General features: G+C 68.2%; 29 protein-coding genes. 13 read left to right on the plus strand and 16 right to left on the minus strand.

The window, feature by feature from the left end; translation table 11 throughout:
• Positions 1-67: 67 nt before the first annotated feature.
• The 3 genes from NJD74_RS02050 to NJD74_RS02060 form a co-directional block, all read right to left on the minus strand.
• A complete protein-coding gene (locus NJD74_RS02050; protein ID WP_070425654.1) occupies positions 68-472 on the minus strand; it encodes a hypothetical protein in 405 nt (134 codons plus the stop codon).
• A 152-nt stretch (positions 473-624) separates the two neighbouring features.
• Positions 625-966 carry a hypothetical protein gene (locus NJD74_RS02055; protein WP_019183430.1) on the minus strand — a complete coding sequence of 114 codons (342 nt, stop codon included), beginning with the start codon at positions 964-966 and terminating at the stop codon, positions 625-627.
• 124 nt (positions 967-1,090) lie between these two features.
• Positions 1,091-2,266: a thiolase family protein gene (locus tag NJD74_RS02060; RefSeq protein WP_019183429.1), complete on the minus strand. Its 1,176-nt coding sequence runs from the start codon at positions 2,264-2,266 to the stop codon at positions 1,091-1,093.
• Positions 2,267-2,442: 176 nt separating this feature from the next.
• Between NJD74_RS02060 and NJD74_RS02065 the strand changes: the two genes are divergently transcribed.
• Positions 2,443-5,388 (plus strand): S8 family serine peptidase, encoded by a 2,946-nt coding sequence (locus tag NJD74_RS02065; protein ID WP_319623562.1) that lies wholly within the window; start codon positions 2,443-2,445, stop codon positions 5,386-5,388.
• Positions 5,389-5,465: 77 nt separating this feature from the next.
• Here NJD74_RS02065 and NJD74_RS02070 read toward each other — a convergent pair whose 3' ends face one another.
• Positions 5,466-6,563 (minus strand): Glu/Leu/Phe/Val dehydrogenase dimerization domain-containing protein, encoded by a 1,098-nt coding sequence (locus NJD74_RS02070; protein WP_026069816.1) that lies wholly within the window; start codon positions 6,561-6,563, stop codon positions 5,466-5,468.
• Between the two features lie 288 nt (positions 6,564-6,851).
• Here NJD74_RS02070 and NJD74_RS02075 point away from each other — a divergent pair, with 288 nt between their 5' ends.
• Positions 6,852-7,964, plus strand: coding sequence for an HDOD domain-containing protein (locus tag NJD74_RS02075; RefSeq protein ID WP_102788092.1), 1,113 nt, complete (start codon positions 6,852-6,854; stop codon positions 7,962-7,964).
• Position 7,965: 1 nt separating this feature from the next.
• Here NJD74_RS02075 and NJD74_RS02080 read toward each other — a convergent pair whose 3' ends face one another.
• The 3 genes from NJD74_RS02080 to NJD74_RS02090 all read right to left on the minus strand — a co-directional run bounded on the left by NJD74_RS02080 (position 7,966) and on the right by NJD74_RS02090 (position 10,881).
• The gene (locus NJD74_RS02080; RefSeq protein WP_319623563.1) at positions 7,966-9,543 is read right to left on the minus strand and encodes a phospholipase D family protein; all 1,578 of its coding nucleotides are present in this window, start codon (positions 9,541-9,543) and stop codon (positions 7,966-7,968) included.
• A gap of 48 nt (positions 9,544-9,591) precedes the next feature.
• Positions 9,592-10,302 (minus strand): rRNA pseudouridine synthase, encoded by a 711-nt coding sequence (locus NJD74_RS02085; RefSeq protein ID WP_319623564.1) that lies wholly within the window; start codon positions 10,300-10,302, stop codon positions 9,592-9,594.
• A gap of 81 nt (positions 10,303-10,383) precedes the next feature.
• Entirely contained in the window at positions 10,384-10,881 is a 498-nt protein-coding gene (locus NJD74_RS02090; RefSeq protein ID WP_319623565.1) for a M48 family metallopeptidase, read from the minus strand.
• 73 nt (positions 10,882-10,954) lie between these two features.
• Between NJD74_RS02090 and NJD74_RS02095 the strand changes: the two genes are divergently transcribed.
• Both NJD74_RS02095 and NJD74_RS02100 read left to right on the plus strand, forming a co-directional pair.
• Positions 10,955-11,506 (plus strand): DUF2058 domain-containing protein, encoded by a 552-nt coding sequence (locus NJD74_RS02095; protein WP_319623566.1) that lies wholly within the window; start codon positions 10,955-10,957, stop codon positions 11,504-11,506.
• A 109-nt stretch (positions 11,507-11,615) separates the two neighbouring features.
• Positions 11,616-11,882, plus strand: a complete 267-nt coding sequence (locus tag NJD74_RS02100; RefSeq protein ID WP_121038682.1) for a DksA/TraR family C4-type zinc finger protein — start codon at positions 11,616-11,618, stop codon at positions 11,880-11,882.
• Positions 11,883-11,928: 46 nt separating this feature from the next.
• On the opposite strand, the gene NJD74_RS02105 is transcribed toward NJD74_RS02100, so the two are convergent.
• Positions 11,929-12,510 (minus strand): mechanosensitive ion channel family protein, encoded by a 582-nt coding sequence (locus NJD74_RS02105; RefSeq protein WP_121038679.1) that lies wholly within the window; start codon positions 12,508-12,510, stop codon positions 11,929-11,931.
• Between the two features lie 79 nt (positions 12,511-12,589).
• Complete coding sequence (locus NJD74_RS02110; protein WP_319623567.1) at positions 12,590-12,781, minus strand: hypothetical protein; 192 nt, start codon at positions 12,779-12,781, stop codon at positions 12,590-12,592.
• A 211-nt stretch (positions 12,782-12,992) separates the two neighbouring features.
• Here NJD74_RS02110 and NJD74_RS02115 point away from each other — a divergent pair, with 211 nt between their 5' ends.
• The 3 genes from NJD74_RS02115 to NJD74_RS02125 are packed head-to-tail and all read left to right on the plus strand — an operon-like array spanning position 12,993 to position 14,991.
• Positions 12,993-13,577 (plus strand): sigma-70 family RNA polymerase sigma factor, encoded by a 585-nt coding sequence (locus NJD74_RS02115; RefSeq protein WP_319623568.1) that lies wholly within the window; start codon positions 12,993-12,995, stop codon positions 13,575-13,577.
• Positions 13,574-14,098, plus strand: coding sequence for a hypothetical protein (locus NJD74_RS02120; RefSeq protein ID WP_319623569.1), 525 nt, complete (start codon positions 13,574-13,576; stop codon positions 14,096-14,098). The genes NJD74_RS02115 and NJD74_RS02120 overlap by 4 nt, the downstream gene beginning before the upstream one ends.
• Positions 14,099-14,109: 11 nt before the next feature.
• The gene (locus NJD74_RS02125; protein WP_319623570.1) at positions 14,110-14,991 is read left to right on the plus strand and encodes a DUF4097 family beta strand repeat-containing protein; all 882 of its coding nucleotides are present in this window, start codon (positions 14,110-14,112) and stop codon (positions 14,989-14,991) included.
• A gap of 45 nt (positions 14,992-15,036) precedes the next feature.
• Here NJD74_RS02125 and NJD74_RS02130 read toward each other — a convergent pair whose 3' ends face one another.
• From NJD74_RS02130 to NJD74_RS02140, 3 genes are all read right to left on the minus strand, one after another.
• Complete coding sequence (locus tag NJD74_RS02130; protein ID WP_019183415.1) at positions 15,037-15,216, minus strand: hypothetical protein; 180 nt, start codon at positions 15,214-15,216, stop codon at positions 15,037-15,039.
• An 11-nt stretch (positions 15,217-15,227) separates the two neighbouring features.
• Complete coding sequence (locus tag NJD74_RS02135; RefSeq protein WP_080114834.1) at positions 15,228-15,527, minus strand: YkgJ family cysteine cluster protein; 300 nt, start codon at positions 15,525-15,527, stop codon at positions 15,228-15,230.
• A gap of 317 nt (positions 15,528-15,844) precedes the next feature.
• The gene (locus NJD74_RS02140) at positions 15,845-17,200 is read right to left on the minus strand and encodes an Hsp70 family protein (protein ID WP_121038664.1); all 1,356 of its coding nucleotides are present in this window, start codon (positions 17,198-17,200) and stop codon (positions 15,845-15,847) included.
• 118 nt (positions 17,201-17,318) lie between these two features.
• Here NJD74_RS02140 and NJD74_RS02145 point away from each other — a divergent pair, with 118 nt between their 5' ends.
• Positions 17,319-17,654, plus strand: coding sequence for a zinc ribbon domain-containing protein YjdM (locus tag NJD74_RS02145; protein WP_019183411.1), 336 nt, complete (start codon positions 17,319-17,321; stop codon positions 17,652-17,654).
• A gap of 6 nt (positions 17,655-17,660) precedes the next feature.
• Here NJD74_RS02145 and NJD74_RS02150 read toward each other — a convergent pair whose 3' ends face one another.
• Entirely contained in the window at positions 17,661-18,797 is a 1,137-nt protein-coding gene (locus NJD74_RS02150) for a tetratricopeptide repeat protein (protein WP_319623571.1), read from the minus strand.
• Positions 18,798-19,027: 230 nt separating this feature from the next.
• On the opposite strand from NJD74_RS02150, the gene NJD74_RS02155 reads away from it, so the two are divergent.
• The 4 genes from NJD74_RS02155 to NJD74_RS02170 all read left to right on the plus strand — a co-directional run bounded on the left by NJD74_RS02155 (position 19,028) and on the right by NJD74_RS02170 (position 21,947).
• On the plus strand, positions 19,028-19,633 hold the full coding sequence (locus NJD74_RS02155) for a hypothetical protein (RefSeq protein WP_319623572.1): 606 nt from the start codon (positions 19,028-19,030) through the stop codon (positions 19,631-19,633).
• A gap of 47 nt (positions 19,634-19,680) precedes the next feature.
• Positions 19,681-19,860: an oxidoreductase-like domain-containing protein gene (locus NJD74_RS02160; RefSeq protein ID WP_319623573.1), complete on the plus strand. Its 180-nt coding sequence runs from the start codon at positions 19,681-19,683 to the stop codon at positions 19,858-19,860.
• A 14-nt stretch (positions 19,861-19,874) separates the two neighbouring features.
• The gene (locus NJD74_RS02165) at positions 19,875-20,522 is read left to right on the plus strand and encodes a DUF998 domain-containing protein (RefSeq protein WP_319623574.1); all 648 of its coding nucleotides are present in this window, start codon (positions 19,875-19,877) and stop codon (positions 20,520-20,522) included.
• A 99-nt stretch (positions 20,523-20,621) separates the two neighbouring features.
• Positions 20,622-21,947 carry an AcvB/VirJ family lysyl-phosphatidylglycerol hydrolase gene (locus NJD74_RS02170; protein ID WP_319623575.1) on the plus strand — a complete coding sequence of 442 codons (1,326 nt, stop codon included), beginning with the start codon at positions 20,622-20,624 and terminating at the stop codon, positions 21,945-21,947.
• 28 nt (positions 21,948-21,975) lie between these two features.
• Here the strand turns inward: NJD74_RS02170 and mprF are convergent, their stop codons facing one another.
• A complete protein-coding gene (gene mprF, locus NJD74_RS02175) occupies positions 21,976-24,540 on the minus strand; it encodes a bifunctional lysylphosphatidylglycerol flippase/synthetase MprF (protein WP_319623576.1) in 2,565 nt (854 codons plus the stop codon).
• 193 nt (positions 24,541-24,733) lie between these two features.
• Here mprF and NJD74_RS02180 point away from each other — a divergent pair, with 193 nt between their 5' ends.
• Positions 24,734-25,081, plus strand: a complete 348-nt coding sequence (locus tag NJD74_RS02180; RefSeq protein ID WP_121038644.1) for a RidA family protein — start codon at positions 24,734-24,736, stop codon at positions 25,079-25,081.
• A 97-nt stretch (positions 25,082-25,178) separates the two neighbouring features.
• Here the strand turns inward: NJD74_RS02180 and rnfB are convergent, their stop codons facing one another.
• A complete protein-coding gene (gene rnfB, locus NJD74_RS02185) occupies positions 25,179-25,598 on the minus strand; it encodes an Rnf electron transport complex subunit RnfB (protein WP_319623577.1) in 420 nt (139 codons plus the stop codon).
• A gap of 28 nt (positions 25,599-25,626) precedes the next feature.
• Positions 25,627-26,268, minus strand: a complete 642-nt coding sequence (locus NJD74_RS02190; RefSeq protein WP_319623578.1) for an HAD family hydrolase — start codon at positions 26,266-26,268, stop codon at positions 25,627-25,629.
• Positions 26,269-26,278 lie beyond the last annotated feature (10 nt).

Below are 26,278 nucleotides of genomic sequence, written 5' to 3' on the forward strand. Positions count from 1 at the left end.
CCAATGAAAACGCCCCCTCCGGAGAGGGGGCGGTGGTCACCACGCTGTGGCGGTGCGTAACGCCGACTCAGCGCTTGGCTTCGTTGGCGTTCTTCTTGGCATCATCGGCCACGTCGCGCGCCTTGTCGGCGACCTTCTGCGCGGCATCGGCGGTGGAATCGCTCGCGTGGGCCGCGGCATCCTTGGCCGCGACCTTGGCTTCGCCGGCGGCTTCGGAGGTGGCGGCGGCAGCACGGTCGAGTGCCTGCTGGGTATCGGCGGCAGCGCGCTCGGAGGCGGCGGCGGCATCGTCGGCGGCACTGCGGGTCGCCGCAGCGGCCTTGTCGACTGCTTCGCGGGCGGCAGCGTTGGTGCTGTCGGCGGCCTGGGCGGCATCACGGCGCGCCTGTTCGGCTTCCGGGCCCTTGCAGGCGGCCAGGCCGAGCAGCAGGGAAGCGGCCAGCAGGGAGGTGGTCAGCGGACGGATCTTCATGTGGCGCTCCAGAACGGCGATGGATGGGAGGCCAGCCTATTCATGCGCCTGTGAAGAACCGGTGGGTGGCGGCACGGCCACCAAAACGCGCCCAAAGAAAAAGCCGCTGGCGAACCAGCGGCTTCTTCAGACTTGCTTGAAGAAAGAAGTGATTACTTCTTGGCTTCTTCAGCAGCGTCCTTGGCCTGCTCAGCGGTGTTTTCCGCAGTCTTGGCAGCGTCCTTGGCCTGCTCAGCAGCAGCGTCGGTGGCAGCGCCAGCAGCCTGGGCAGCGGCATCAGCCGAAGCGTCAGCAGCGGTGGTGGCGGTGTCAGCAGCAGCCTGGGCAGCGTCAGCAGCCGGGGCGCCAGCAGCAGCGGCCTGGTCAGCAGCGGCCTGGGCGTCAGCGGCGGCTTCGTTGGCCGAAGCGGCGGCGTCAGCAGCCTGCTCCTGCTTCGAGCAGGCGGTCAGAGCCAGGCCCAGGGCCATTGCGATCAGCAGCTTGTTGATGCTCATTGTTGTGAATCCTCGTCGTTAGATTAGGCAACGCGCTATTGCGCGCCCGGCAACATGATGACAAGCCACGATTGGCTGTCAAGCGATCGCGCATTCAGTTTTGAGAAATGCGCGTTAAACCAAATCAAATCAATTCGATAGCGATGGCAGTCGCTTCGCCGCCGCCGATGCACAGGGTAGCAATTCCGCGCTTGGCCCCACGCGTGCGCAATGCGTTCACCAGCGTGACCACCAAGCGTGCGCCCGAGGCACCGATGGGATGGCCCAATGCGCAGGCCCCGCCATTGACATTGACCTTGTCGTGCGGGATGCCCAGCTCGCGGATCGGCGCCATCGCAACCACGGCGAAGGCTTCGTTGATCTCGAACAGGTCCACCTGGTCCAGCGTCCAGCCGGTCTTGTCCATCAGCTTCTGGATCGCACCGATCGGCGCGGTGGTGAACCACTCCGGCGCCTGCGAGTGGGTGGCGTGGCCGACGATGCGCGCCAGCGGCTGCAGGCCGCGGGCGGCGGCATCGTCCTCGGAGAGCAGCACCACGGCAGCGGCGCCGTCGGAGATGCTCGAGGAGCTGGCGGCGGTCACCGTGCCGTCTTTCTTGAAGGCCGGGCGCAGGGTCGGAATCTTGGCGATGTCCGAGCGGCCGGGCTGCTCGTCCTGCGCGTACTCGACCTCGCCCTTGCGGGTGCTGACCTTGACCGCGACGATTTCGCCATCGAAGGCGCCGTTGGCCTGCGCGGCCTGCGCGCGGCGGACCGATTCGATCGCGAAGGCATCCTGGTCCTCGCGGCTGACCTGGTACTTCTCCACGGTGCATTCGGCGAACTCGCCCATGGCCTTGCCGTCGTACGCATTGACCAGGCCGTCGTGGGCCATGTGATCCACGGCCTGGAAGTTGCCGAAGCGGTTGCCGGTGCGCGAGTTGGGGATCATGTGCGGGGCGTTGGACATCGATTCCATGCCGCCGGCGACCACGATGCTGGCCGAGCCGGCCTTGATCAGGTCATGCCCCAGCATGATGGCCTTCATGCCCGAACCGCACACCTTGTTCAGGGTGGTGGCGCCGGTGGACACCGGAATCCCGGCGGCGATCGCGGCCTGGCGGGCCGGCGCCTGGCCGAGGTTGGCCGGCAGCACGCAGCCCATGATCACTTCGGAAACATCCGCGGCCGGTACTCCGGACTGCTCCAGGGCCGCAGCGATCACGGTGGAGCCCAGGGTCGGGGAGGGCACGCCGTTGAACTGGCCCAGGAAGGAGCCGATGGCGGTGCGCTTGGCGGCGGCGATGACGATGTTGGACATGTGCAATCTCTTTGGTGCGTGAGCTAAGAGCGGAATGGGAACGCGGGCGTTGGAAGCCGACGCATTTCCCGGCAGACTGCGTGGGGGTCGGCCCAGTATAGAGGGTCGGCATTGACTGCCGGTGTCTGCCCGGGGGGCAGGCAGGTGGGGAAGGTCCATTCACTAGGGGAACAGGGATGAAGCAGGTTGTGATCGGCAGGTCGGCCTTGGCCGCGGCATTGGCATTGGCACTGAGTGCCTGCGGAGGTGGGGGCAGCAATGTCCGGGGGGATCTGGAGCCGTCGCCGCCCCCGACCACGCCCCCGTCGCCGCCGCCAACGACGCCCCCCACAACGCCGCCCCCCACAACGCCGCCGGTAACGCCTCCGCCTCCGGCCGTCGATGCACACCTGACGGTGATCAATGCGCGCGATGCGCAGTTCACCGGGAAGGGCATCCGCATCGGCGTTGTCGATTCCGGCGTGAGCCGCACCAATCCGGCGGTGTCCGGGCGGGTGGTGTCCAGCCGCGCCTATATCGATCCGCTGGTCAACAATCTCAACATCGATGACGTGGTCGGCCATGGCACGACGGTGGCCTCGCTGGCGGCGGGACGCGCGTTCGGCGCCTGGCCGGGCGGCGTCGCGCCGGAGGCGCTGATCGTCTCGGCACGGATCATCGCCGACAAGCGGCCTGCCGACGATGGCACGGGCAATGGCAACGAAGTGACCGGCGCGCTCGGTCTGGCCGGCGTCCACCAGGATCTGATCACCGACGGTGTGCGGATCATGAACAATTCGTGGGGCGGGCTGTATTGGACCAACACGGCCGCCACCGCACCCATCGCCGCGGAGTATCGCCCGTTCATCGTCGGCCACAACGGTCTGGTGGTGTTCGCGACCGGCAACGAGAGCCGCGCCAATCCGTCCAGCATGGCCGCGCTGCCCAGCCAGCCGGGCCCGGGCAATACCCGGCCGGCGGCGGATCTGGAGCGCGGGTGGCTTGCGGTGACCGCCGTGGACACCAACAAGCCCGATACCCTCGCGTCCTACGCCAATGCCTGTGGTGTGGCAGCCAATTACTGCCTGGCCGCGCCGGGCACGGCCGTCTTCCTCGATCCCAAGAACCCTGGCGGTCCGTTGCTGTACGGGTCTGGCACCTCTTACGCGGCGCCGCTGGTCTCCGGGGCCGCCGCGCTGGTCTGGGAAGCCTTCCCGACGTTGACCACGGACCAGGTCCGGCAGGTATTGCTGGGCACCGCGACCGATCTGGGCGCGGTCGGTACCGATGCGGTCTTCGGGCATGGCCTGCTCAACGTGGGTCGCGCCGTGCGCGGGCCGGGTCGGCTGGACTGGGGCGACTTCCATGCGGCGCTCGGCACCGCCTACACCGTCTGGTGGGGAGGCCTGTCGGGCGCGGGCGGGGTGGTCGTTGACGGCGGTGGCAACGTGGTCGACGGGATCGATGATCCGGGCATGACGCTCGGCGGGGAAAACCGCAATGCCGGGCAACTGCGCATCACCGGCGGGGCGACCGTAGCCATCAACGACCTGTATCAATCCGACATCGTGGTGGACGCCGACTCCTATCTTTACGCCTGGGATGTGATCACCAACGGGACGATCACCAACAACGGCGTCATGCAGATCAACTCCAACGCGAACCCGCGGATCGCCACGCAGTACAACGGCGATCTGTACAACAACGGCATCCTGTTCAACCGCGACCACGCCAACAGCACCCTCAGCGGCAACTTCATCCAGAGCGCGACGGGTGAGTTCTGGATGTTGCTGGGCACCGATCCGCTCCACATCGGCGGCCGGGCGACGCTGGATGGCGGACTGTTCGTCTATGGGTTGGCGGAGGGCTACGTCGCACGGCGGGAGCATGAGGTGCTGGTGGCCGACGGGGGCGTCAACGGACAGTTTTCCTCGCTGGGCTTCAATGCGGCCACGTTGCCACTGCTGCAGGCGACCGTGCACTACGACCCCAACCGCGTGTATCTGGACGTGGAGCCTACGTCGGTCACCACTGCTGCGGCGGCCCGCACATCCGATGTCGGCACACTGGCCTCGGCCGCACGTGTGGAAGCGGCGTTCCAGGCGCTCGATGCGCGCCTGCAGCCGTCGGCACCCTCGACCGCGATCGTGCTGGATCCCGACCTGACTGCAGCGGCGGGGGCGATCCAACAGACGCCCACCGACCAGGCGTTGAGCCAGATGCTGGACAGCTTGTCCGGCAAGGCGCATGGGCTGGCCGCTGCGATGACGTTCGATGCGATCGACATGAACCGTCGCGGTCTGTCGGCGCGTCTGGATGCAGCGATGGCCACGCCCCGTCTGCGCGGCGCATGGCACAGCGCGCTGGGCGAGGCGGGGCAGGGCAGCTTCGCCGGCACGGGGGTGCAGACCCAAGGCTGGATGATGGGTCAGGATCTGGCCTTGGGCAGCAGCGGCATGATGGGCGTCGCCTTCGGCGAGACGCGCAGCAACAGCAGTCGTGACTGGGGCGGTGACCGTGGCCGCGATCGTCAGTCGCAGGCGCAGGTATATGCCGGCTGGAATGTCGGCAACGGCTATGCCATCGGCCAGGTCGGGGTCGGTCAGTTCACCCGCAACATCGACCGGCAACTGCTGCTGGGCGCTGGGCAGTACGGCGTCAACGCGCGTTACGGCGGCCACTTCAGCACCGCCAGCATGGAGTCCGGCTACCGCTTCGGCTCGGCGGTGGCGGGGCTGACGCCCTACCTGGGCGCGGAATACGCCCGCGTGGACAGCGACAGCTTCAGCGAGGACGGCGGCTTTGGCTTCGGCCTGCGCGCCGAAGGCAACGTTGCCAGCCGCAGCCAGGCGCTGGCCGGCCTGCGGGCGGAGACGCGCTGGGGCAGCTGGTCGCTGCGCGGTTACGCCGAGTGGCAGCAACTGCTGTCCAGCACCGGGCTGGATCCGCAGGCGAGCTTCGTCGGCGTGGAGGCCTGGGCACCGTTGGCAGGCCTGCAGCCGGCCCGCTCGGGCGGCTTGTTCGGGCTCTCGGTGGAGTCGTGGCTGAGCCGCAGCAGTCGCCTGGCGTTCGGCTATGACCAGCGCTTCGGCCCGCGCGGCGATCTGCGCCAGGTGCAGCTGCGCTACTCGGCCGGGTTCTGACGGCCGGTCTCACTGCGACGTGTATGAAAAAAGAGGGCGCGATCGATGATCGCGCCCTCTTCGTTTGTCACGCCGGCTCAGTTGCCGCGCAGCGTGCCCCGCCGCGGCGTGCTGCGCCCCAGCGGCATTTTCAGCTTGCCGATGGAGAGGATGCGCGACTCGGCGATCTGGTCGGCAGCGCGTTGCGGGGCGATGCCCTCGCTCTGCGACAGCGCGAAGATGCGGCCGAGGTTGTGGTAGATGCTGCGGATCAGGCGCATCGCGCGCTCACGGTTGTAGCCGTCGATCTCCAGCGAAACGTTCATCACGCCACCGGCGTTGACCGCGTAATCCGGCGCATAGAGGATGCCGCGGGCATGCAGTTCATCACCCACTTCCAGGCTGGAGAGCTGGTTGTTGGCCGTGCCGCAGACGATCCTGCACTTCAGGCGCGGCAACGTGTCCGGATTGATCGCGCCTTCCAGCGCGCACGGCGCGAAGATGTCGGCGTTGACGTCGTAGATGTCCTCCGGCTTGACCGCTTCGGCACCGTACTCGGTGACGGCGCGATCCACGCGCGCGCTGTCCAGGTCGCTGACGTACAACTTGGCACCACGGTCGCGCAGCAGCTTCACCAGTTCCATGCCGATGTGCCCCAGGCCCTGCACCGCGATGCTGGCCTTGCCCACTTCCTCATGGCCCAGCTTGTGCTGCATCGCCGCCATCAGCGCCTGCAGCGCGCCATAGGCGGTGAACGGGGCCGGGTCGCCGGAGCCGCCATGTACCTGGTGCACGCCGGTGACGTACTCGCTTTCCAGGTAGATGTTCTCCATGTCGTTGACATCGGTGCCCACGTCCTCGGCGGTGATGTAGCGGCCGCCCAGCGAATCGACATAGCGGCCGAACGCGCGGAACAGCACTTCGCTCTTGTCCCGCTTCGGATCGCCGATGATCACCGCCTTGCCGCCGCCCACGTTGAGCCCGGCCAGGGCGTTCTTGTAGGTCATGGTGCGGCTCAGGCGCAGCGCATCGGCCAGGGCCTCGTCGGTGCTGGCGTAGGGACGCATGCGCACACCGCCCAGGGCCGGGCCCAGGGTGGTGTTGTGGATGGCGATGATCGCCCTCAGACCGGCATCGCGGCTGTGGCAGAACACCACTTGTTCGTGACCGGTGGTTTCGAGGGTTTCAAATAACATGGTGGCTCCGATGGTGCGAACGGTGGCGAACAGCGGCGAACGCGCCAGCAAAAGGTGGGTTGTAAAACAAAAAAAGCGACGTCGTCGGGTCTCGGACGGGTCGCGCGGCGCCATTCTAGTCCATTCCGATGGAGGGTGCTGTCAGGGGATCTCCCGTCGCGCTGTCATTAAAGTTGCTGAAGCGCAGGCCGATGCCGTGGCAACGGTGTGGATGGCCGGTCATCGCAGGAAGGATCACGTGGGCGCAGTCGCAACAGGGCAGGTGCGGGACCCGGTGCATCCGGGGCGATGGGCATGAGCGTCGCGATCTGGGTGGGGGTTGCGGTGCTGGTGCTGCTGGGTGGGGTCGCGCTGCTCCGCCAGCGGCGTGTCGCGCCGGTACCCGCGACGGGGCGCGCAGCCGCCACGCAGGCGTGCGGAGCGTTGCCCGCGGGCAGCGTTCCGCCAGGCACCGACCCCGTGGCGGTGCTGCAGGCCGGGCTGCACACGCTGGCGCTGGTGCCCCGCAGTGGCGATGCTGCCGATGCAGCGGCCCCGCACGCGCTTGAGCTGCGCGATGCGGTCACCGCCTCGCTGCTGGCGCGGGACTGGTCGGCCCGCCACCTGCCTCGCCGCCCACAACTGCTGCCGCAGCTGATCCAGACCGTCAACGACAGCGACGCCTCGGCGCGCGCGATGGCCGGGATCATCAGCCAGGACCCGGTGCTGACCGGCAACCTGCTGCGCATCGCCAACAGCCCGGTCTACCGGGTACAGACACGCCCGGTGGAAACGCTGCAGCGGGCCGTCACCCTGGTAGGGACCGATGGAATCCGCCAGATCATCAGCGCGGTGCTGGTGCAGCCGGTGATGCAGCTGCAGTGCGATGCCTTTCCGCAGTTCAGCGCGGTGATCTGGGAGCACGCGCTGCTGGCATCGCGCGCCGCCGCCGATCACGCGCGCACGGTGACCCATGAAGATGGCTTCGCCGCGCAGTGGCTTGGTCTGACCCAGGGCCTGGGGGCGGCGCTGGTGATGCGGCACCTGCTCGATGCCTGCGCCGAGCACGGCGTGGCGGTGCCGCCGCGCGCGCTGGCGGCCGAACTGCTGGACAGCTGGACCCTGCCGGTGGCCAGCCGGATCGCCGCCGCATGGGAGCTGCCCAAGGCCGTGCACGATGCCTTGATCCGCCAGAGCGGCGGTGGGCTGGCGGCCAGCCTGCGCCTGGCGCGCGCGGCGGCCGCGGCCAGCCTGCTGTGCCGCCACGGCCAGATCGGCCAGGCCCAGGCGCTGGCCCTGCTGGAACAGCTGGACGACACGCCGCCGCACGCGCTGCAGTGGATCTGGCGGCGGGTCCACGGCCGGGCGGTGGAGACCGTGGACTGTGACGAGGCCGAGTACGACGTGGCCCGGGCGGGCTGAGCTAGAGCTGCGATTCCAGTGGCAGCCAGCTGATCGCACGCGCGCTGGCACGCAGCCAGAAACCCGCGTCCGGTTCGCGGTACAGCCAGTGCGGCGGCTGTGCATCGCGTTCCAGCCAGCGCACGTCGCCCTCCGGGCCCAGGGCCACCCAGTAACTCTGGCTCGGGCTGGCCAGGCGCAGATACTCCTGGCGCAGTTGCGCGGCAAGCACCGGATCGTTGAACAACACGCCCATCTCGGTGTTGAGGTACGCCGAGCGCGGATCCAGGTTGAACGAGCCGACGAAGCCACGCTGGTCATCGATCATGAACGCCTTGGTGTGCAGGCTGGCCCCGCTGCTGCCGAACAGGCCACCGCCATCCACGTTGCCGCGTGATTTGAGCTCGTACAGCTGCACGCCACTGCGCAGCAGCGGCGCACGGTAGTGCATGTAGCCGCTGTGCACGGCGGCCACGTCGTTGGCCGCCAGCGAGTTGGTGATCACCCCGACCTGGGCACCGCGCGCGACCATCGCGCCCAGCCCTTCGGTGCCGTCCTCGCCCGGGACGAAATAGGGCGAGATCAACAGCGCCTTGTGCCGCGTGCTTTCCAGTTCCTCCACCAGCCGCGTCACCAGCCAGCCGGCCTGGTCGTCGCGGCGGTGCTTCATCGGCGGGTCCGAGGCGATCTCCACCTTGCCGCTCCAGTGCAGGTCCAGTGCATCGCGGTAGTACGAGCGCTGCGCCTGCGAGCGCGCGACCCTCTCCAGGTAGGGCCTGGCACTGTCCAGGCGCGCTTCGTGCTCGCTTTCGCCGATCAGCAGGCGCAGCTGCGGTTCGGTGTAGAACGCCAGCGCACGGATCGGCACGGCGGTATCGCTGTTCCAGTAATCGTCGAAGATCGTATTGGCCTGCTGCACCGCTTCGCCGGCGACCAGCAGATCCAGGTCGCGGAAGTTCACATCCGGGCGTGCGCTGAAATACTCCTCGCCGATGTTGCGGCCACCGACGATCGCCACGCGCCCGTCGGCGATCCATGACTTGTTGTGCATCCGGTGATTGACGCTGAAGACACGCTGCACCATCTCGACCAGGCGCCAGAGTCCGTTGCGGTTGCGGAACGGGTTGTACAGGCGGATCTCGATGTTGGGGTGCGCATCGAGCGCCATCATCAGCGCGTCCTTGTCCTGCGCGTTCATGTCATCGAGCAGGATGCGTACCCGCACGCCGCGCTCGGCGGCGCGGTACAGCTCGTTGGCCATGAGATGGCCGATGAGGTCGTCGTGCCAAATGTAGTACTGCAGGTCCAGGCTGCGCCCGGCGTGCTGGGTGATCACCGCGCGCGCGGCGTACGCGTCCAGCCCGTCGGACAGGAAGGCCACACCGGTCTGGCCGGGGTGCCCGGCCTGCAGGCGGACCAGCTCGCGATCGATCGGGGTCTGGTCGGCCTGCGTGGGCAGTACCGTCGAACGCTCGCCGACGGCCTGCGGGGTGAGGTGGTCGGCCAGCAGCAGGCCGCTGAGGACCAGTAGGATCAGCAGGGCGACAACGATCCCCAGCCAGCGCAGCAGCCGGCGCCAGAACGGTTTTTTCTCGGTCATGCGCCGATCGTAAGCGGCGGGGGCGTGCAGGGCGAGTGCTGGCGCGGTTTAGAAGCGCTCGTCCGGCGCCAGGTAACGCCACTGGCCCGGGACCAGCTTGCCCATCGCCACGCGGCCGATGCGCAGGCGGCGGATGCTGATGACCTCCAGCCCGACCTGGGCGCACATGTCGCGCAGCTGGCCCGGATGCACCGGCTTGATCGCAAAGCGCAGGCGGGTTTCGTTCTGCCAGCTCACCTTGCACGGTGGCAACGGCCAGCTGCGGAAGCTCAGGCCGTGCGCGAGGCGCTTCATGCCGTAGGGCGCCAGCTCGCCACTGACTTCCACCAGATATTCCTGCTCCAGCGTTGCACCGCGATCCTTCAGGTGCGAGATCACGCGCCCGTCCTGGCTGACCACCACCAGGCCGCTTTCGTCATCGGACAGCGGCATCACCAGCTGCAGGGCATGGAAATGCCGCTGCAGCAGGGTCACGCCGGTGGCGTCGAGTTCACTGCGGGTGTCCGGGGTCACCAGGGCGCACAGTTCGTCCGAGCGCATGCCGGCCGGCTTGTGCAGCAGCATGCTCACGGTCTCGGTGCGGGTCGCCTCGGCGTTTTCGCGCAGTACGATCGTCTCGTCGGTGACCATCGTCTGCGGTTGTTCGACCACCTGGCCGTTGACGGTCACCCAGCCGCCCTCGATATAGCGCTGGGCGTCGCCACGGGAGCAGCCGATCAGGCTGGTCAGGCGTTTGTCGAGTCGGATCGGGTCGGTCATGGGGCAGGCAACATAAAACGGGAAGCGGGCGGGGAGTGTACTGGCTGGGGCCCGGCGCTGCGCGATGAAGGCCGCTGCGGCTCAGGCCGGCGTGCGTTCCAGGTGGGTCAGGTACAGGCGCAGATCGAACTCCAGCTGGTGGTAATCCGCTTCCATGTGGGTACACAGCTGGTAGAAGGCCTTGTTGTGGTCCGATTCCTTCAGATGGGCCAGCTCGTGCACCACGATCATCTTCAGGAACGGCGCCGGTGCCTCGCGGAACACCGTGGCGATGCGGATCTCGCGGCTGGCCTTGAGCCGGCTGCCCTGCACCCGCGAGACCGTGGTGTGCGTGCCCAGCGCGTGCTTGAGCACCTGCAGCCTGCTGTCGTAGATCACCTTGGACAGCGGCGCGGACTGGCGCAGATAGCGCTCTTTCAGGCCCTGGGTGTAGTCGTAGAGCTGGCGGTCGTTGCGGACCGTATGCAGTTCGGCATAGTGGCGCTCCAGCCACGGCCCCAGCCGGTCGCCCGCGATCAGCTCGCGCACCTGTTGCTGCAGGGCGTCGGGATAGCCGGCGAGGTACTTCAGGGCGGTCATGCGGGCGGTTGGGGCGGGACGGGCAGACCAGTATGATGGCCTCCGGAATCCCGCAACAACAGATGCTAGGCGTATGGCGAAGGCAAATCCCCTGCAGGAGCAGCTGCTCAAGGCTGGGCTGGTCAAGAAATCCCAGGTCTCCCAGGCCGCCCGTGAACAGGTGAAAGCCCGTCACGGCAAGGCCCCGGTCGCGCCCAGCGAAAGCCAGCGCGAGGCCGAGCGCCTGCGTGCCGAGAAGGCTGAACGCGATCGCGCGCTGGAAGCCGAGCGCAAGGCCAAGGCCCACGCCCAGGAACTGCAGGCCCAGGTCCGCCAGATCGTCGAGGCGCACAAGGTCAAGCGTGAAGGCGAAAGCGAGTACCGCTTCAATGACGGCACGCTGATCCGCACGATGCTGGTCAACAACGTGCTGCGCCGCCAGCTGGCCTCGGGCAGCCTGGTGATCGTGCGCCATGGCGACGGCTTCGAACTGCTGCCGCGCGCCGCGGCCGAGAAGGTCCGTGAGCGCGATGCCAGCGTGATCGTGCTCGACAACAGCCAGCCCGGCAGCGAGCCGAGCACCGGCAATGCCGAGGACGATGCGTACTACGCCCAGTTCCAGGTGCCGGACGACCTGGTCTGGTAAGCCACGTCTGAAGCGTTCACCCGGCGCCGCGGGCGTTCAGCCCCACGTTGGCTGGGCGTCGTGGGCCGGGTCTATGCTGGTGGCCTGACACCGGCATGGGAGACACATCATGGCGACAGGTTGGGCAGGCGACGGCGCCGTCCAGGATCAGATCGACGCCACCGTCGATGAGGCCATCCAGCGCGCCCGCGCACAGCTGCGCGACGGCCCCGGATTGACCCACTGCGAGCACTGCGACGCGCCCATTCCCGAGGCGCGGCGGAAGGCTGTACCCGGTGTACGCCTGTGCGTGCGCTGCCAGGAAGAAGAGGACGCCGCCCAGCAGGAGGGCAGCGGCTACAACCGCCGCGGCAGCAAGGACAGCCAGCTGCGCTAGGTCGCGATCCTGCGCCGGGCATTGCCTGGCCGACGGCGGCGCGGACTCAGCCGTCCCCTTGAATCCCGCCCGGCGCCTGCGAAGGATCGCGCCAACGGCGCACGGTGCGTTGGAAGAACATGTTGTTGGGCATCTGCAGGACCGTGCCTTCATGCCCGCTGCCGGTTTCCTGCAACGTGGTGTAGATCAGATTGATATCGATCACGCGGCCCTTGAGTCCAGGCTTCTCACCGTTCTCCAGCAGCTCGATGTAATCGTGCAGGCGGAACGGCCGCGTGGTGAAGATCAGCAGCGTGCAGAAGATATTGGACAGCACGCTCCACGCGGCGAAGAACGCCACCGCACCGACCGCGGCGAACCCGGTGAAGGCGGTCCAGAGTACCGTTGCCGAGACGCCCACGATGTTGAGCACGATCAACAGCACGGTGAAATACACCACGAAGGTGAACACCCGGCGCGCGCCCATGATCATTTCCGGCGGCAGCGTGTAGTGCTCACCGACGCGGCGGATCAGCCGCCGGGCAACCAGCCGCAGCAGCCAAGCCACCAGCAGGGTCACCAGAATCTGCAGGGCAGGGACCCCGTAGTGCAGCCATTCGTGGGTCCAGGCGGGCAGATGGTCTTTCATGGGGCGGAATTCCTTTGCAGCGATAGTGCCGATCCCGCCATGGTAATGCCGATGCGCCTCACCGCATCGTGCTGTGCACTTACGGCCGCGGGCTGCCGTACACATCGAACGCAGCGATCATCGCCGAGGCGCACAGCGGCGCATTCTGCGCGTACTGCACGCAGACATCCGGCGCGTCGGGCGCCAGCGTGACCCGGATCTGCAGCGGACTCCACGGCAGCGTGCAGCCGGTGGCCAATGAGAGCAGCACGGCCAGGCAACTGGATGACATGGGGATACTCCTTGGCGGGCGCCGGTAGTGACAAGGGATTGGATGCAGCGCCGGGCAGGAAGGTTTAAAGGCCGCAGAAAAATTCCGCTCTGCCGCACGAGTGCCACACGCTACGGGGCCCTTCCGCTCGCGGCAGGCTGGATCGGAGACACAACAAAAAGAATGTTACCGGCGGCTTAAACCTTTTCCATGCCCCCCGCATCCAACGGATATGCTCGACACGACCATGCCCGCCTCCAGCGCCACGAACCAGGCCGACGCCGCCGATGACCACGCCCTGGTGCGTGCCGCGGCTGCCGGTGACGTGGCCGCGTACGAACGCATCTACCGACGGCATTCGCCGCGTGTGTACGCCGTGCTGTGGCGGCTGTGCGGCGGCCACGCGGCGCGCGCCGAGGATGCCCTGCAGGAGGCCTTCCTGCAGGCATGGCGCGCCCTGCCGGGCTTCCGTTTCGAAAGCAGCCTGGGCACCTGGCTGCACCGCCTGGGCGTGAATGCAGCGCTGATGGAACTGCGCGCCAACGCTACCGGCGATGCACGCGATGCCGGTGAGGAGGGCTGGGAGTCGCTGGCCATGCTGCCCGCCCAGGACCGCTGCGCCGGCACCTCGATGGACCTGGAGCGCGCGCTGGAAACACTGCCGCCACGGGCCCGCGCGGTCCTGGTGCTGCATGACATCGAAGGGTGGAAACACCAGGAAATCGCCGACCAGCTGCAGATGGCCGTCGGCAGTTCCAAAGCACAGTTGCACCGTGCGCGCAGCCTGCTGCGTGCACGCTTAGGAGAAACCGCATGAACCCCCATGATTCCGAACACGACGTACTGACTGCACGCCTGCGCGCCTTGCCTGCCGAGCGCGTTCCGCCGGCACGGGTCTGGCAGGGCATCGCCGCACAGTTGCCGGCGCAGGCCCAGGGCCAGGTGCACGCCCCGGCGGTTGCCGCGGCAACGCTGCCGACACGCCGCCGGCGGGAGCGCTGGCCGCTGCGCATCGGGCTCGGCCTGGCCGCCGCGCTGGCGCTGCTGATGGTGGTGCCGACGCCGGTCCCGCATACGCCAGCGCCGTCGCTGCTGCAGCGCCAGGCCGATGCGATGGCCGGTGAATACCAGCAGGCCATTGCGGCGCTGCCCAGTGCCGATGTCACCGATGAGTGGCGCCCGGCCCTGCATGAACTCGATGCCAGCGCGGACAACATCCGCGCGGCCATCGCTGAAAATCCCCGCTCGCGCTATCTGCTCGGGCAACTGCAGCGTACCTATGCGCTGCGGCTGGAACTCACCCAGCAGGCGGTGCTGTCCGCCGGCCTGCCCACTTGAAGGAGAACCCCATGCGCATTCCTCTGTCCCTGATCGCCGCCCTGGCCCTGTGCCTGCCGCTGGTTGCCCAGGCCGCTACCAACGTCAATGAGCGCCACCCACTGGGCGCCGGCGGCCGCGTGGAGATCAGCAACATTGCTGGCAAGGTCACCGTGCGCGGCTGGGACCGCAACGACGTGGCATTGACCGGTTCGATGGCCGATGGGCTTACCCTCAAGCAGGACAAGAGCAGCAACCGTGTGCGCTGGGAAGTGGAGTATCCGCGCGGCCGCAGCAATGGCGGGGCGACCCTGGAGCTGCGCGTGCCACGTTCGGTGGAAGTGCAGCTGGGCACCGTCAGCGCAGACATCGATGTGGCCGATATCGACGTGCGCCGCCTGCAGGCCAACAGTGTCAGCGGCAGCATCACCGCGGCCGGGCGCAGTGGCGAGACCACGTTGAACACGGTCAGTGGTGGCATCCGCTCGCAGCTGCAGACCGCACGCCTGGATGCGCGCACGGTCAGTGGCCAGTTGCTGGCCGGCGGTGGGGCGTCAGGGGAAGTGGCGGCCGAATCGGTCTCCGGCCGGGTCAACGTCAATGCGGGGCGGATCCAGCGGCTGGCGGTGGAAACCGTCTCGGGCAGCCTGGATGTGAGCGCGACCGGCATGGCGCCGGGCGGCAAAGTGACGATGCAGACGGTCAGCGGATCGGTCGCGCTGAAGCTGCCGGCCACTGTCTCGGCGCAGTTGAACGTCAAGACCTTCAGCGGTGGGATCCAGTCCGACGCCGGGCAGGTGGAAAAGCCGCGCTATGGCCCGGGCAGCAGCCTGGATGCGCGTCTGGGGTCGGGCGATGGGGATATTTCGATCAACTCCCATTCCGGGAGCGTGCGGGTCAGCCTGGGCCGCTGAGTGCGGCCACCGCACCGGCCAATGCCGGTGCGGTCGGCAGCAACGTCAGCCGGCTTTCTTCAGCGCCAGGGTATTGCCCAGCACTTCGATCTTGCCGCCACCTTTACGGAAAGCAGCCAGATCCGCAGCGATGCTCTGGCTGCTGACGGCGGAGTTGGACCCTTGCTTGCGGTCGACGCGAACGGTGTTGCTTGCCTTGGGGGAGGTCTTTGGCGTACGAGCCATGGATGCTCCTGCTATGGATGAAGCGTGGAAGAAAACGTCGACAGATCCTGCTGTTGTCGACGGTAGTCCTGCCGCACGAGGCGGCAATCATCGCCGCCCATGTCGAACTGGCGGCAGATCGCGGGTCGCTGCGAGTAGATCGTGCAGCGCAGGTGATACGGGTCGATCGCAGCGCACCAGCCTTCTTCGTTGCGCGCCATCACCGTGCCGCCACGCGCATCGGTATCCAGCAGGTAGCCGGGCACGTTGTCGTCAGGCATGACGGTGACGGTGAGCCGACAGCACACCGCGTCGCAACGACGGCAATCGATGGGGTCGGGCTCGGACGATGTAAGAAGTGCAGCCAGGCGTTCGCCCAATCTGAGTGTCTCTTGGCGGCTCGGGGTGCAGCAGGCTGTGAACGAGCCGGATCACAGCGATGAGCGATCCCGGCACCGCGGACAGGTCCGGACGGTGGCAGCATCGAAGAGGACGGTGGCCTGGGAGGCCAGGAAGATGGTGCTTGTTGCGTCAAGCGCATTGCGCTTTGAAGCCGAAAGATGATAGCGCTTTCGGCGTAACGTTTTGTTAATAAGGCCGTTCACGCCTCTTCAGGCCTTGTGGGACAAGGCCTGGCGGTGCCGGTGGATCAGTTGGCGGCGGCCAATGCCAGCCCGTGGACCACCCCGAAGGACGGATTCCCGCGGACCAGGGTCGAGCCCGGGAAAGCGTTGGCCACCGCCTGCTGCAGGTAGCCGGCGCGCGACATGCCGCCGGTCAGGAACACCGCTGCCGGGTCGTGGCCGATGTCGCTGCGCACCTGCTCCAGCAGGGCGGTCAGCTCGCCCAGATACCCACCGGCGGCGGTCTCCAGCCGCGAGGCATCGATCTGCATCTGCAGGCCGCGTTCGATGAAGTCCAGCGCGCTGTCGTGGCTGGCCACGCTGCTCAAGGCGATCTTGCAGCGCTCGACTTCACGATACAGACGCGCGGTATTGCCGGTGTCCTGCAGCGCGGTCAGGCGCGGGCCGAACGGCGCGTCCACATCGCGGTAGGTGTGCTGGCGGAAATCACGCTGGCGGGTCATGTCCTGCACCATCGCCGCTTCCACGTAGTGGTGCGCCGGCACGCGGGTGATGCCGCGGCCGAACAACGGCATGTAGCCGCCCAGGCTCAGCGCCAGATCGATATCGGTACCGCCACGGGCGATGCCCCAGGCGCGGTGGATGGTCGGGGCCTGGCCGCCGCCTACGCGCGCATGGGCGACGTCGGTGGTACCACCGCCGATGTCCACCACCACCGCGTCGTGCTCCTGCGGGCTCTCGGCGTGGTAATGCATCGCGGCGGCCGCCGGCTCTTCGAGGAAATCGATGCTGTCGAAGCCGGCTGCGATCGCCGCGCCGTGCAGGATCTCCAGCGCCTGCGCGTTGCCGGCCTCGCCGATCGAGCTGCGGAACTGGACCGGGCGGCCCAGCGTGGCGGTGCGGATCGGCGTGTCCAGCTGGCGCGAAGCGGTCAGGCGGATGTGCTCGAGGATGTGCGTGGCGATGCCAGCGATGGTCTGGCGCGCACGCGGGTGCAGGTTGTAGCCGAGCATCGACTTGGGGCTCTGCACCAGGTTGCCTTCGTTCTCTTCGAAATAGGCCTCCAGCGCGTCATCGCCGTAGACCGCGTTCTGCAGCAGGGTGGTGGAGCTGAGCGGGGCGCGCATCTGCTCTTCCATCCACTGCCGGCGCACCACGCGCAGGGCCTCGCGGCGCAGTGCATCAGGGGTACGCTCCTGGCCGGCGGCACGGGCATCGCGCGCGGCCGCGTCGACCAGCCGGGCCAGGTCGTGCTCCAGCGCCGGGGTCAGTTCGAAGTCGTTCGGGTCGCGCATCACCTCGGGGAAATACACCGTGGTGCGGAACTGTTCGGCCTGGCCGAACTGGATCGGCACGACCTTGCCGTCGATCACCACGGCGGCGGCGGAGTTGCTGGTGCCAAAGTCGATGCCGAGTTTCATGCGGGGGCCGGGCCGGTGGTCAGGGGGCGCGCACTTTGCGGCAACGGGACCGCCGACGCAAGGGCAGCCGGTAACGGGCGGTTACACTAGCGGCCGTTTCGTAACCGAAGAGCTGTCGATGTCCGCCATTCCCGCCTGCCCGCAGTGCACCCTGGAAAACACCTATGCCGATGGCGCGCTGTTCATCTGCGCGGATTGCGGCCACGAGTGGGCGGCCGGTGACGGTGGCGGCGAGGCCCTGGTGGTACGCGACAGCAACGGCAACGTGCTGGCCGCCGGCGACACCGTGACCGTGATCAAGGACCTGAAGGTGAAGGGCTCCTCGATTCCCCTCAAGCAGGGCACGGTGATCCGCAATATCCGCCTGGTCGAGGACGATGCCGAGCACATCGAAGGCAACTCGGAAAAGATCAAGGGCCTGGTCCTGAAGACCTGCTTCCTTAAGAAGGCCTGAGCCGGCTCAGTTGGCGTTGGTGCCGCGCTGGCGCCAGCGCTGCAGGCTGTCCAGCTTGGCCTGGTAGCGGGATCTGAGGGCGTCGCCGTTTTCGCCGGCCAGATCCCGCGCGCGCTGCATTTCGATCGAGGCCCGGCGCGCATCGCCGGCCAGGAAGTAGCTCCGGGCCAGCGCGAAGTGGAAGGGGTGGGCGGTCTCGTAGAGACGGACGGCCCGGCGGTAGAAACGCACCGCCGCGGCGTAGTCCCGGCGCTGCTCGGCCTGGGTGCCGAACATGTACTGGGCGAAGGGATCGTTGCGCTGTACGCGCGCCAGCCGGCTGGCCAGCAGGCCGGCCTGGCGGGTGTCGCCCATGCGCCGGTACAGCGCGCTGGCATTGCTCAGGCTGGCGCCATGCCGGGGTTGCAGGCGCAGGGCGGTTTCATAGTCCCTGCGGGCCTGGTCCAGCTCGCCGATGCGCGCATCCAGAACGCCCAGGTTGTTCCAGGCGGCCACGAAGTCCGGCGCCATGCCCAGCGCGGCCCGGAAGTAGGCGCGCGCGCCCCCGGTATCGCCGGCGGCCATGCGGTCGGCCCCGCGGTTGTTGTAGAAGTGCGCCAGTGTGCGTTGCCGGCTGATGCGCTGCGGGCCAAGGGGGTCATACAGCACGCTGTGGTCCAGATCGACCGTGCCGCTGCGCCCGTCCAGCACGATGCCCGCGTTGACGTGGCCCACGCTGTAGATCACCCCGGAGGCCTGGTACCAGCTCACCACCTGCGCCACTTCCTGGACATGCGCATCGATGCCGGCCAGGTTGGCCAGGGTGACGAACAGCAGGGTGAAGGACAGGCAGTTGGCGCGCCGCGTCTGCCACGTTTCACTGATGGTGTGGGTCGCGTCGGGGTCGTAGGCCAGGTGCAGCCCGTGTTCGTCGAAGATCATCTCGACCAGCCGCTGCAGGCGGCGCTCACGTGAGTAGCCCGGGTCGATGACCCGTTCGTGCAGCAGGGCGAGCAGCGGGGCGGGCACCTCCAGGATCTGCGCCGGCGAGGGCAGTGCGGTGGCGCTTGGCTCAGCTGCGGCCGGCGGCGCCGTGTCGGCCGCCCAGACCGGCGCGGCGGCCACGGCCATCCACGCGATCAGGAAAAGTCTGCATGCGGTCATCGCCGTCACCTCGCGAGGCGTTGGGGTCCGTCCGGTCCAGTCTAGGCGTGTCGTCGGGCGCTGGCATGCCGTTCATCGGCCGATAGCGCCATCCACAGGGGATGTGGATCAGCGGTCGACAAACATGTGGATAACCGGGCACACCCACTGCGCGGCAACGGTTCTGTGAAGGTGGTCAAAAAAGTACCGCCCGGCTTGCCAGCGTCGCTGTGACGGCCAATCATGCCTGCATGCACGTCGAACCGATTCCGCTGCCCGCCGGGCAGCTTGCCGAGCTGGAAACCGCCTACGCCCTGCCGCCGCGGGCGTATCACAACTGGTCGCACGTGCAGGCCGTCCTGCAGCACTGCCGCACCGTCGCCGAGGCCGGCCCGGGCTGGGCCCAGCCGCGTGAGGTGCAGTTGGCCGCGCTCTATCACGACGCCATCTACGACGCCGGCCGCGGCGACAACGAAGCGCGCTCGGCCGAGATGGCACGCCAGGCCATCGCGCGCTGGCTGCCGGAAGCCGGGATCGATGCGACGCGGGTGGTCGAGCTGATTGAACTGACCGCGCGCCACAGCAAGCTCGCGCCCGGCGACGTCGATCCGGAGGCGGCGCTGTTCCTGGATTGCGACATGGCCATTCTGGGGGCGCCGACGGCGGTGTTCGATGCGTACGACCGCGGCATCGCCGAGGAGTACGCCGGGCACGTGCCGGGCTTCCTGTTCCGGCTCAACCGCCGGCGCTTCCTCAAGCAGGTGCTGGGGCAACCGCGGATCTTCCTGAGCGACTTCTTCCACCAGCGGCTGGATGCGGCCGCGCGCGACAACCTGCGCCGGCGGGTTGAGCGCTGAACCACGCCCGCTACACTGTGCGCGCTGTTTTCCCTATGTGTGTGGCCATGTCCGTGTCCGTTCCAGATCCCGATCCGCGTCCGCAGCCGCCGGAAGAACCCGGCCCCAACGAGTGCTGCGGCAGCGGCTGCCCGCTGTGCGTGCTGGATCTGTACAGCGATGAGCTGCAGCGCTACCGCGCCGCGCTGGCCGCCTGGAAGCAGCGTCACCCCGAGGCCACCGACTGACCGCAGGAGCTGCGATGTCGCTTCCCTTGCCACGCCCTTTCCGCTGGCCCGCGCAGCATCACGCACGCGTTGCCCTGCTCACGCTGGTGGCGCTGGCGCTGTTCGTGGCCATCGCGTTGTGGACGCAATGGGCACGCGATGACCTGGACTGGGTGCAGGCCACCCTGAGCCTGTACCTGCATGGCCCCTGGGGACTGGCGCTGCGCACGGCTTACTGTGTGCTGGCGCTGGCGATCATGCTGCTGGCCCTCTCCCTGCATGCCAACAGCCGATCACCCCGGCGCAGTGCGGCCGCGCCGCTGCTGTTCTGGGTGGCCGCGCTGGGATTGATGGGCGTGGCAATCGGCGACAGCTGGCTGCCCGAGCGCGCACCGCTGCTGGCACCGCTGGTGCACGGGCTGTCGGCCAACACCGCGTTCCTGTGCGTGAGCGTGGCGATGCTGCTGCAGAGCTGGTACCTGCGCGCCGATCCGCGCTGGCGCACGTGGGCCGGGCCGGCCTGGTGGTGGGCCTGGCTGTGCTTCGTGCTGCTGTGGCTGCACGTGCTGTGGCGCGGCCCGCCGCGCGGCGCTGGGCAGAAGCTGGTGATCGCCGTGGTGCTGGTGTGGCTGGTCTCGGTGGCCTGGCAGCTGTGGCGGCAGGCGCGTCGGGACGCGCGCTGAGCGTCCTGCCACGCTGTGTACATGCCCTTGGCAGGGCAGGGGCGTATCGTTGGCGCACTAGTCATGGGATGCGCGACGATGCGGCGAGCCGGTTGGGGGATGATGCTGGGTGTGGTGCTGGCGGGGATGTCCGGACAGGTGCTGGCCGCGCCGGCGCAGCAGCTCAGTCACGGGCGTTTCGAGAACGTGCCGGTGTACCTGCCGGACGGTCGCCCGCAACGGGTGGTGGTGTGGTTTGACGGTACCCCCAGCCATGCCGACAGCCAGCAGCGCATCGATGCCTTGCGTGCCGAGGGCGCCCTGGTCGCCCAGGTGGATGTCGCGCACCTGCGCCAGGTGCTGGCCCGCGAGAAGAGCGGTGATTGCGCCTTCGGTGCCGGCGACGTGGAGAATTTCTCACGCTGGTTCCAGGCCTATCTGCACGTGCCGGGCTATCACCTGCCGCTGATCGGCGGCGATGGCGAGGGCGCGGCGCTGGCGTACGCGGTGGCCGCCGAGGCCGATACCCAGGTGTTCGCCGGACTGCTCACCACCGGTTTCTGTCCGTCGGGCGTGCGCGAGCGCAAGGTCTGCGGCGCTGGCAGCAGCCACGGCCGCCTGCAGCCGGCCGAACTGAACTTCCCCTGGTTGAACGCCGCCGGCGATGTACATTGCCCGGCCGGCGAGTCGGCCGCGTTCGTGCGCCAGGTGGGCATGGGCCGCCAGTTCGAGCGCACCGCGCGGGGCGAGGCGTTGCCCGGCCTGCTGGCCGCGGCCAAGGTGATCGGCGCGCAGAAGGGCGTCAGCCTGGCGCCGCCGCCGGATGACCTCAAGGGCCTGCCGGTGGTCGATGTGCCGGCGAGCAAGCCGGGCGACACCTTCGCCATCTTCGTCTCCGGTGATGGCGGTTGGGCCGGGTTGGACAAGGAAGTGGCCGCGTCGCTGAGCGAGGCCGGGGTGCCGGTGGTCGGGGTGGATTCGCTGCGCTACTTCTGGACCGCACGCACGCCCGACGGCTTCGCCCGCGATCTGGAGCGCATCGCCACGCACTACAGCCGCCAGTGGCAGCGCCGCAACGTGGTGCTGGTCGGTTTCTCGCAGGGCGCCGATGTGCTGCCGGCGGCCATCAACCAGCTGTCACCGGCTACGCGGGAATCGGTCTCGATGATCGCGCTGCTCTCGGTGGGCAAGACCGCCGACTACGAGTTCCATGTCAGCAACTGGCTCGGCGGCGGTGGCGATGGCCTGCCCATCGCGCCGGAGGTGGCCAAGCTGCCCGCCGGCAAAACGTTGTGCGTCTACGGCGAAGACGATGGCGACGCGCTGTGCCCGTCGCTCCCCGCCGGTGGCAATGCGCAGGTCATCAAGCTTCCCGGCGACCATCACTTCAAGGGCGATTACGATCGCCTCGCCGATACCATCGTCCAGCATCTGCCGGCGCGCTGAGCGTAGGCGGCCCCCGGCCGGCACAGGCTCAATCGTGCCGGCGCGGGTCCAGTGAGATCAGCCGGGTCGCATCCAGCAGGGCGGCGGGCAGGTGCACACCGCCCGGCGCGGCCAGATAACGTGCGCGCCAGACCGGGGCGAACTTCGACTTGAAACGGCGCAGGCCGCTGAAGCCGTAGAAGCGTTCGCCATGCCGCGCGACCACGTTGGCGAAGCGGTTCCAGCGCCCGGCCAGGCGATGTTGGGCCAGCCCGGACAGCGGTGCCATGCCCAGCGAGAACCGGTGGAAACCCTGCTCGCGGCCCCACAGAAACAGTTCGATGAACAGGAAATCCATCGTGCCTTTGGGCGCATCGTCGACGTGGCGCATCAGGTCGACCGACAGCTCATTGCCCGCCGGCGCCTGCCACAGATTGGCGAAGGCCACGATGCGGCCCTCGGCTTCGACCAGTGCGACCGGAAAGCGTGACAGGTAGACCGGATCGAAACTGCCCAGCGAAAAGCCCTTCTCATCGCCGGCCTTGTCATCCAGCCACTGCTGGGAGACCACCGACAATGCCGGCAGCAGTGCCGGTACTTCCTCGGGCGACGCAACCCGGAAGCTCAAGCCACCGCGTTTGCCGCGGTTCCACGCTTGGCGCAGATCCGCGCGATCGCGCCCTTCCAACGTGAACGCCTGCAGCGGCACCATCGCCTCTTCGCCAAGCTTGACCAGGGTCAGGCCCAGGTCGAGATAGGTCTGCCAGTGCGCCTCACCCACCTGGTAGAACACCGGGCGCAGGCCGAGCCGATCGGCTTCCTCACGGAAGCGCCAGATCAGCGCACGTACCACGTCGGGCGGGCCGACCGGATCGCCCATCGCGATCAACGAGCCGCCGTAGCGCTGCATCATCACGAAGCCCCGCTGCGCCTCATCACGCAGCACTGCCTTGTCTGCGGTGAGCACCAGACAGGCCTGGGTGTCTTCGGCGGCGGCCAGGATCGGCGCGAGCGCGTCCAGCGTGGAGGCATCAGCGGCCGGCAACGGGCTGCGCGTGCTGTGCAGCAACCGCGCCAGGCCGAAGATGGTCAGCGCGATCGCCACCAGCAACAACGCACGCAATGCACGCGGAGCGTTGCCCTGCAGCGCGAACTGCCACCACAGCTCGTTCTGGTATTCCACGTGGCTGTAGACGAAGAACAGCAGCCAGATCACCGCGACCAGCACCAGCCCGAGGTTGCGGATCCACGGCCACGACCAGGCCTCGTCCAGCAGCGCGCCCTGGCGATAGAACTCACGGCGTGAGGCCCACAGCGCGGCCGCCACCAGCAGGGCGGACAGCGCGATCAGCACCTGCCCACCGCGTAGCCAGATCGGCAACGGGGACAACACGCAGATGCCGAGCGCGAGCATCCACGCAGCATGGCTGCGCCGCTGCAGGCCCTGGCCGATCAGCAGCAACGCGACACCGGCCAGACTGCCCAGCAGGTGCGAGGTTTCCAGGATCGGCAGCGAGGCGGTGATCAGGTGCCGGCGTGGTGTCGGCAAGGTGCCATCGATCACCAGTGCGGCACCGACGCTGAACACCGCCAGCGCGATGATCTGCGGCAGCCAGGGGCGCAGCGCGGTCCAGCCGACGCGGGTCGCACCGGCACCGGCACGCAGCGGGCGGCGCAGCGCCGGCGCAACCGCCAGCACCGTGGCCAGCAGCAGCGGCAGCACGTAATAGGTCACGCGGTAGATCAGTGCGGCGGCCAGCACCGCAGCGGGCGCCACCTGCGGCAGCAGCTTGAGCAGGCTCCACTCGAACACGCCCAGGCCAGCAGGCACGCTGGAGATCAGGCCGGCCAGCACCGCGACCAGATACAGCCCAACGAAACCGGGCAGGCCGGTTGGCGTATCCATCGGCAGCAGCACATAGAACGCGGCACTGGCCAGCACCAGTTCGACCACGCTCAGCGCAGTGACGCCGAGCATGGTGCGCCGGTCGGGCAGCCACAAGGCATGCCCGCGGATCTGGAAGCTGCGGCCCTCGCGGCCGACCAGCAGCACCGTGCCGGCATAGGCCAGCAGGCCGAGAACGCCGATGACCCGCACCGCCTGCACCGGGATCGGCAGCGCCAGCGCGGCAGCGCCGGGCTCAAGCAGGAAGGCCAACGCCAGCAGCAGCCACGCCCCGAACACGAAGCCCAGTGTGCTCATCAACACCACCTGGCCGATCTCGCCCAGGCTCAGCCCGGCACGGCCATAGCCACGCAGGCGCACGGCACCGCCGGTGAGGGCGGCAAAGCCCAGGGTCTGCCCCAGCGTATGCGCCAGGAACGCGGTGATGCCGACCCGCGCCGGATGCAGGCGCTTGCCGCTGCGGCGCAGACCGATCGCATCGAAACCGATCAGGCAGGCATAGCTGGCCAGGCCAAGCAGCACGGTCAGCGCGATCTGGCCGGCGCCCAGATGCCGGAACGCCTCGCGGATCGCGCGGTAGCCATGCTCATCGAATTCGTTGGCCAGCCCACGCAGGGCCAAGGCCAGGATCACCAGCGGGATGACGACGGTCGCGGCGCGGCGCCAGGGGGAGCGGGCCGGCGGGGGAGCAGGGGCGGTGTCGGTCATCGGTACAGCGTGCTCCGGGGTGGGCGATGAAAGAGTCAACACAGGCGTGGCCGCCTGACCGGCAAATCGTGCGCCTGATGCCGTCGCTTGCCAAGCGGGTGCGCTGTGCGTGCTGTGGCTGCTTTGCGCACCGGGCCGGGCAGGCGCACGCCGCATCGGTGACAATGCGGTTTCATCCAGAGGAGTAATCGCCATGTTGGAACGTTTCGACGTTGGTCCGCGCATGTCCGAAATGACCGTGCACAACAAGGTCGCCTATCTGTCCGGGCAGATCCCCGAAGACACCAGCCAGGACATCACCGGCCAGACCCGTCAGGTGCTGGAAGAGATCGACAAGCTGCTGGCGCTGGTGGCCAGTGACAAGCAGCACATCCTGCGCGCGGAAATCTTCCTGGCCGACATCAACGATTTCGCCGGCATGAATGCCGCGTGGGATGAGTGGGTGGTGGCCGGCATGACCCCCGCCCGTGCCACGGTGGAAGCCAAGCTGGCGGATGCGAGCTGGAAGGTGGAGATCGTGGTGACGGCGGCATTGCCGTAAGCGCACCGCGGAACCGCTGGGCGTCATGGTGATCGACGCATCGCTGTGCGCCCAGGTCTTGCCGCCGCCGCGAGGCACCTAGCGGCCGGCGCATGGGTCAGCGCGCGCTGACCAGGTCGATGCAGTCCACCGGGCACGGCGGGATGCACAGCTCGCAGCCCGTGCACAGATCGGCGATGACGGTGTGCATGTACTTGGCGCCGCCGACGATCGCATCGACCGGGCAGGCCTGGATGCACTTGGTGCAGCCGATGCAGTCGGCTTCGATCACCACCGCGACCTGCGGTGCCTTGTGTGCACCGCGCGTGCGGTCGAACGGCACCGCCGGCACACCCAGTACGTTCGCCAGCGCGCGCGCACCCGCATCGCCGCCGGGCGGGCAGTGATCGACGCCCGCCACGCCGCGTGCCATCGCCTCGGCATACGGGCGGCAGCCGTCGTAGCCGCACTGCCCGCATTGGGTCTGTGGCAGGAGGCGGTCGAGGCGTTCGGTGAGGGTGTCGATGGGGAGGCTCATGGCGTGGCGGTGGCTGCGCGGTGGGGCATCAGGCCCGGCTGTCCCGGGCCGGTGGTGGGGTCGCCGGTGGATCCCGACGCGGCTTCATGGGCTTGCCGCGATACCAGCGCTCGTGGGCGAGCGCGAGCATCGGGCGGTCTTCGCGGCTGTCGCCGTACGCGTGGATGCGCAGGTAGCGCGCGAGGTCGTAACGCCGGCGGATGTGCTCCACCTTGTGCGGCGCGCAGTCGCCCTCGGCGTAGCGCCCGGTGAGGCGTCCGTCGCGGCTCTCCACTCGGTTGCAGATCAGCTCCAGCCCCATCGCCTCGCACCACGGGCGCAGGTACAGGTCCAGCGAGCCGGACACGATCACCACGGTGTGTTGTTGCTTGAGGTGCCAGTGGATCTGATCGAGCATCTCCGGCCGCATCACCTGCGGCAGCACATCGCGCGCGTAGCCGGCGGCTTGTGCGGTGATGTCATCGAGATGGCGGCCGGTGAAGGTCAGGCGGGTGACACGTGCGCGGATGCGTTGCGCGGAGATCAGCTTCAGGCGATAGGCCAGCAACCACGGGCCGACTTTCCACCAGGCCTGTGCAAGCTGTTCGGGGGTCGCCACGCGGCGCAGGAACCGCCCGTAGGTATCGCAGGTGGTGACCGTGTGGTCGAAATCGAACAGCGCCAGTTCCAACCCACACCTC

Origin of the sequence: Stenotrophomonas sp. RG-453 (genome assembly GCF_033843685.1) — a bacterium.
Classification (GTDB): Bacteria; Pseudomonadota; Gammaproteobacteria; order Xanthomonadales; family Xanthomonadaceae; genus Stenotrophomonas; species Stenotrophomonas bentonitica_A.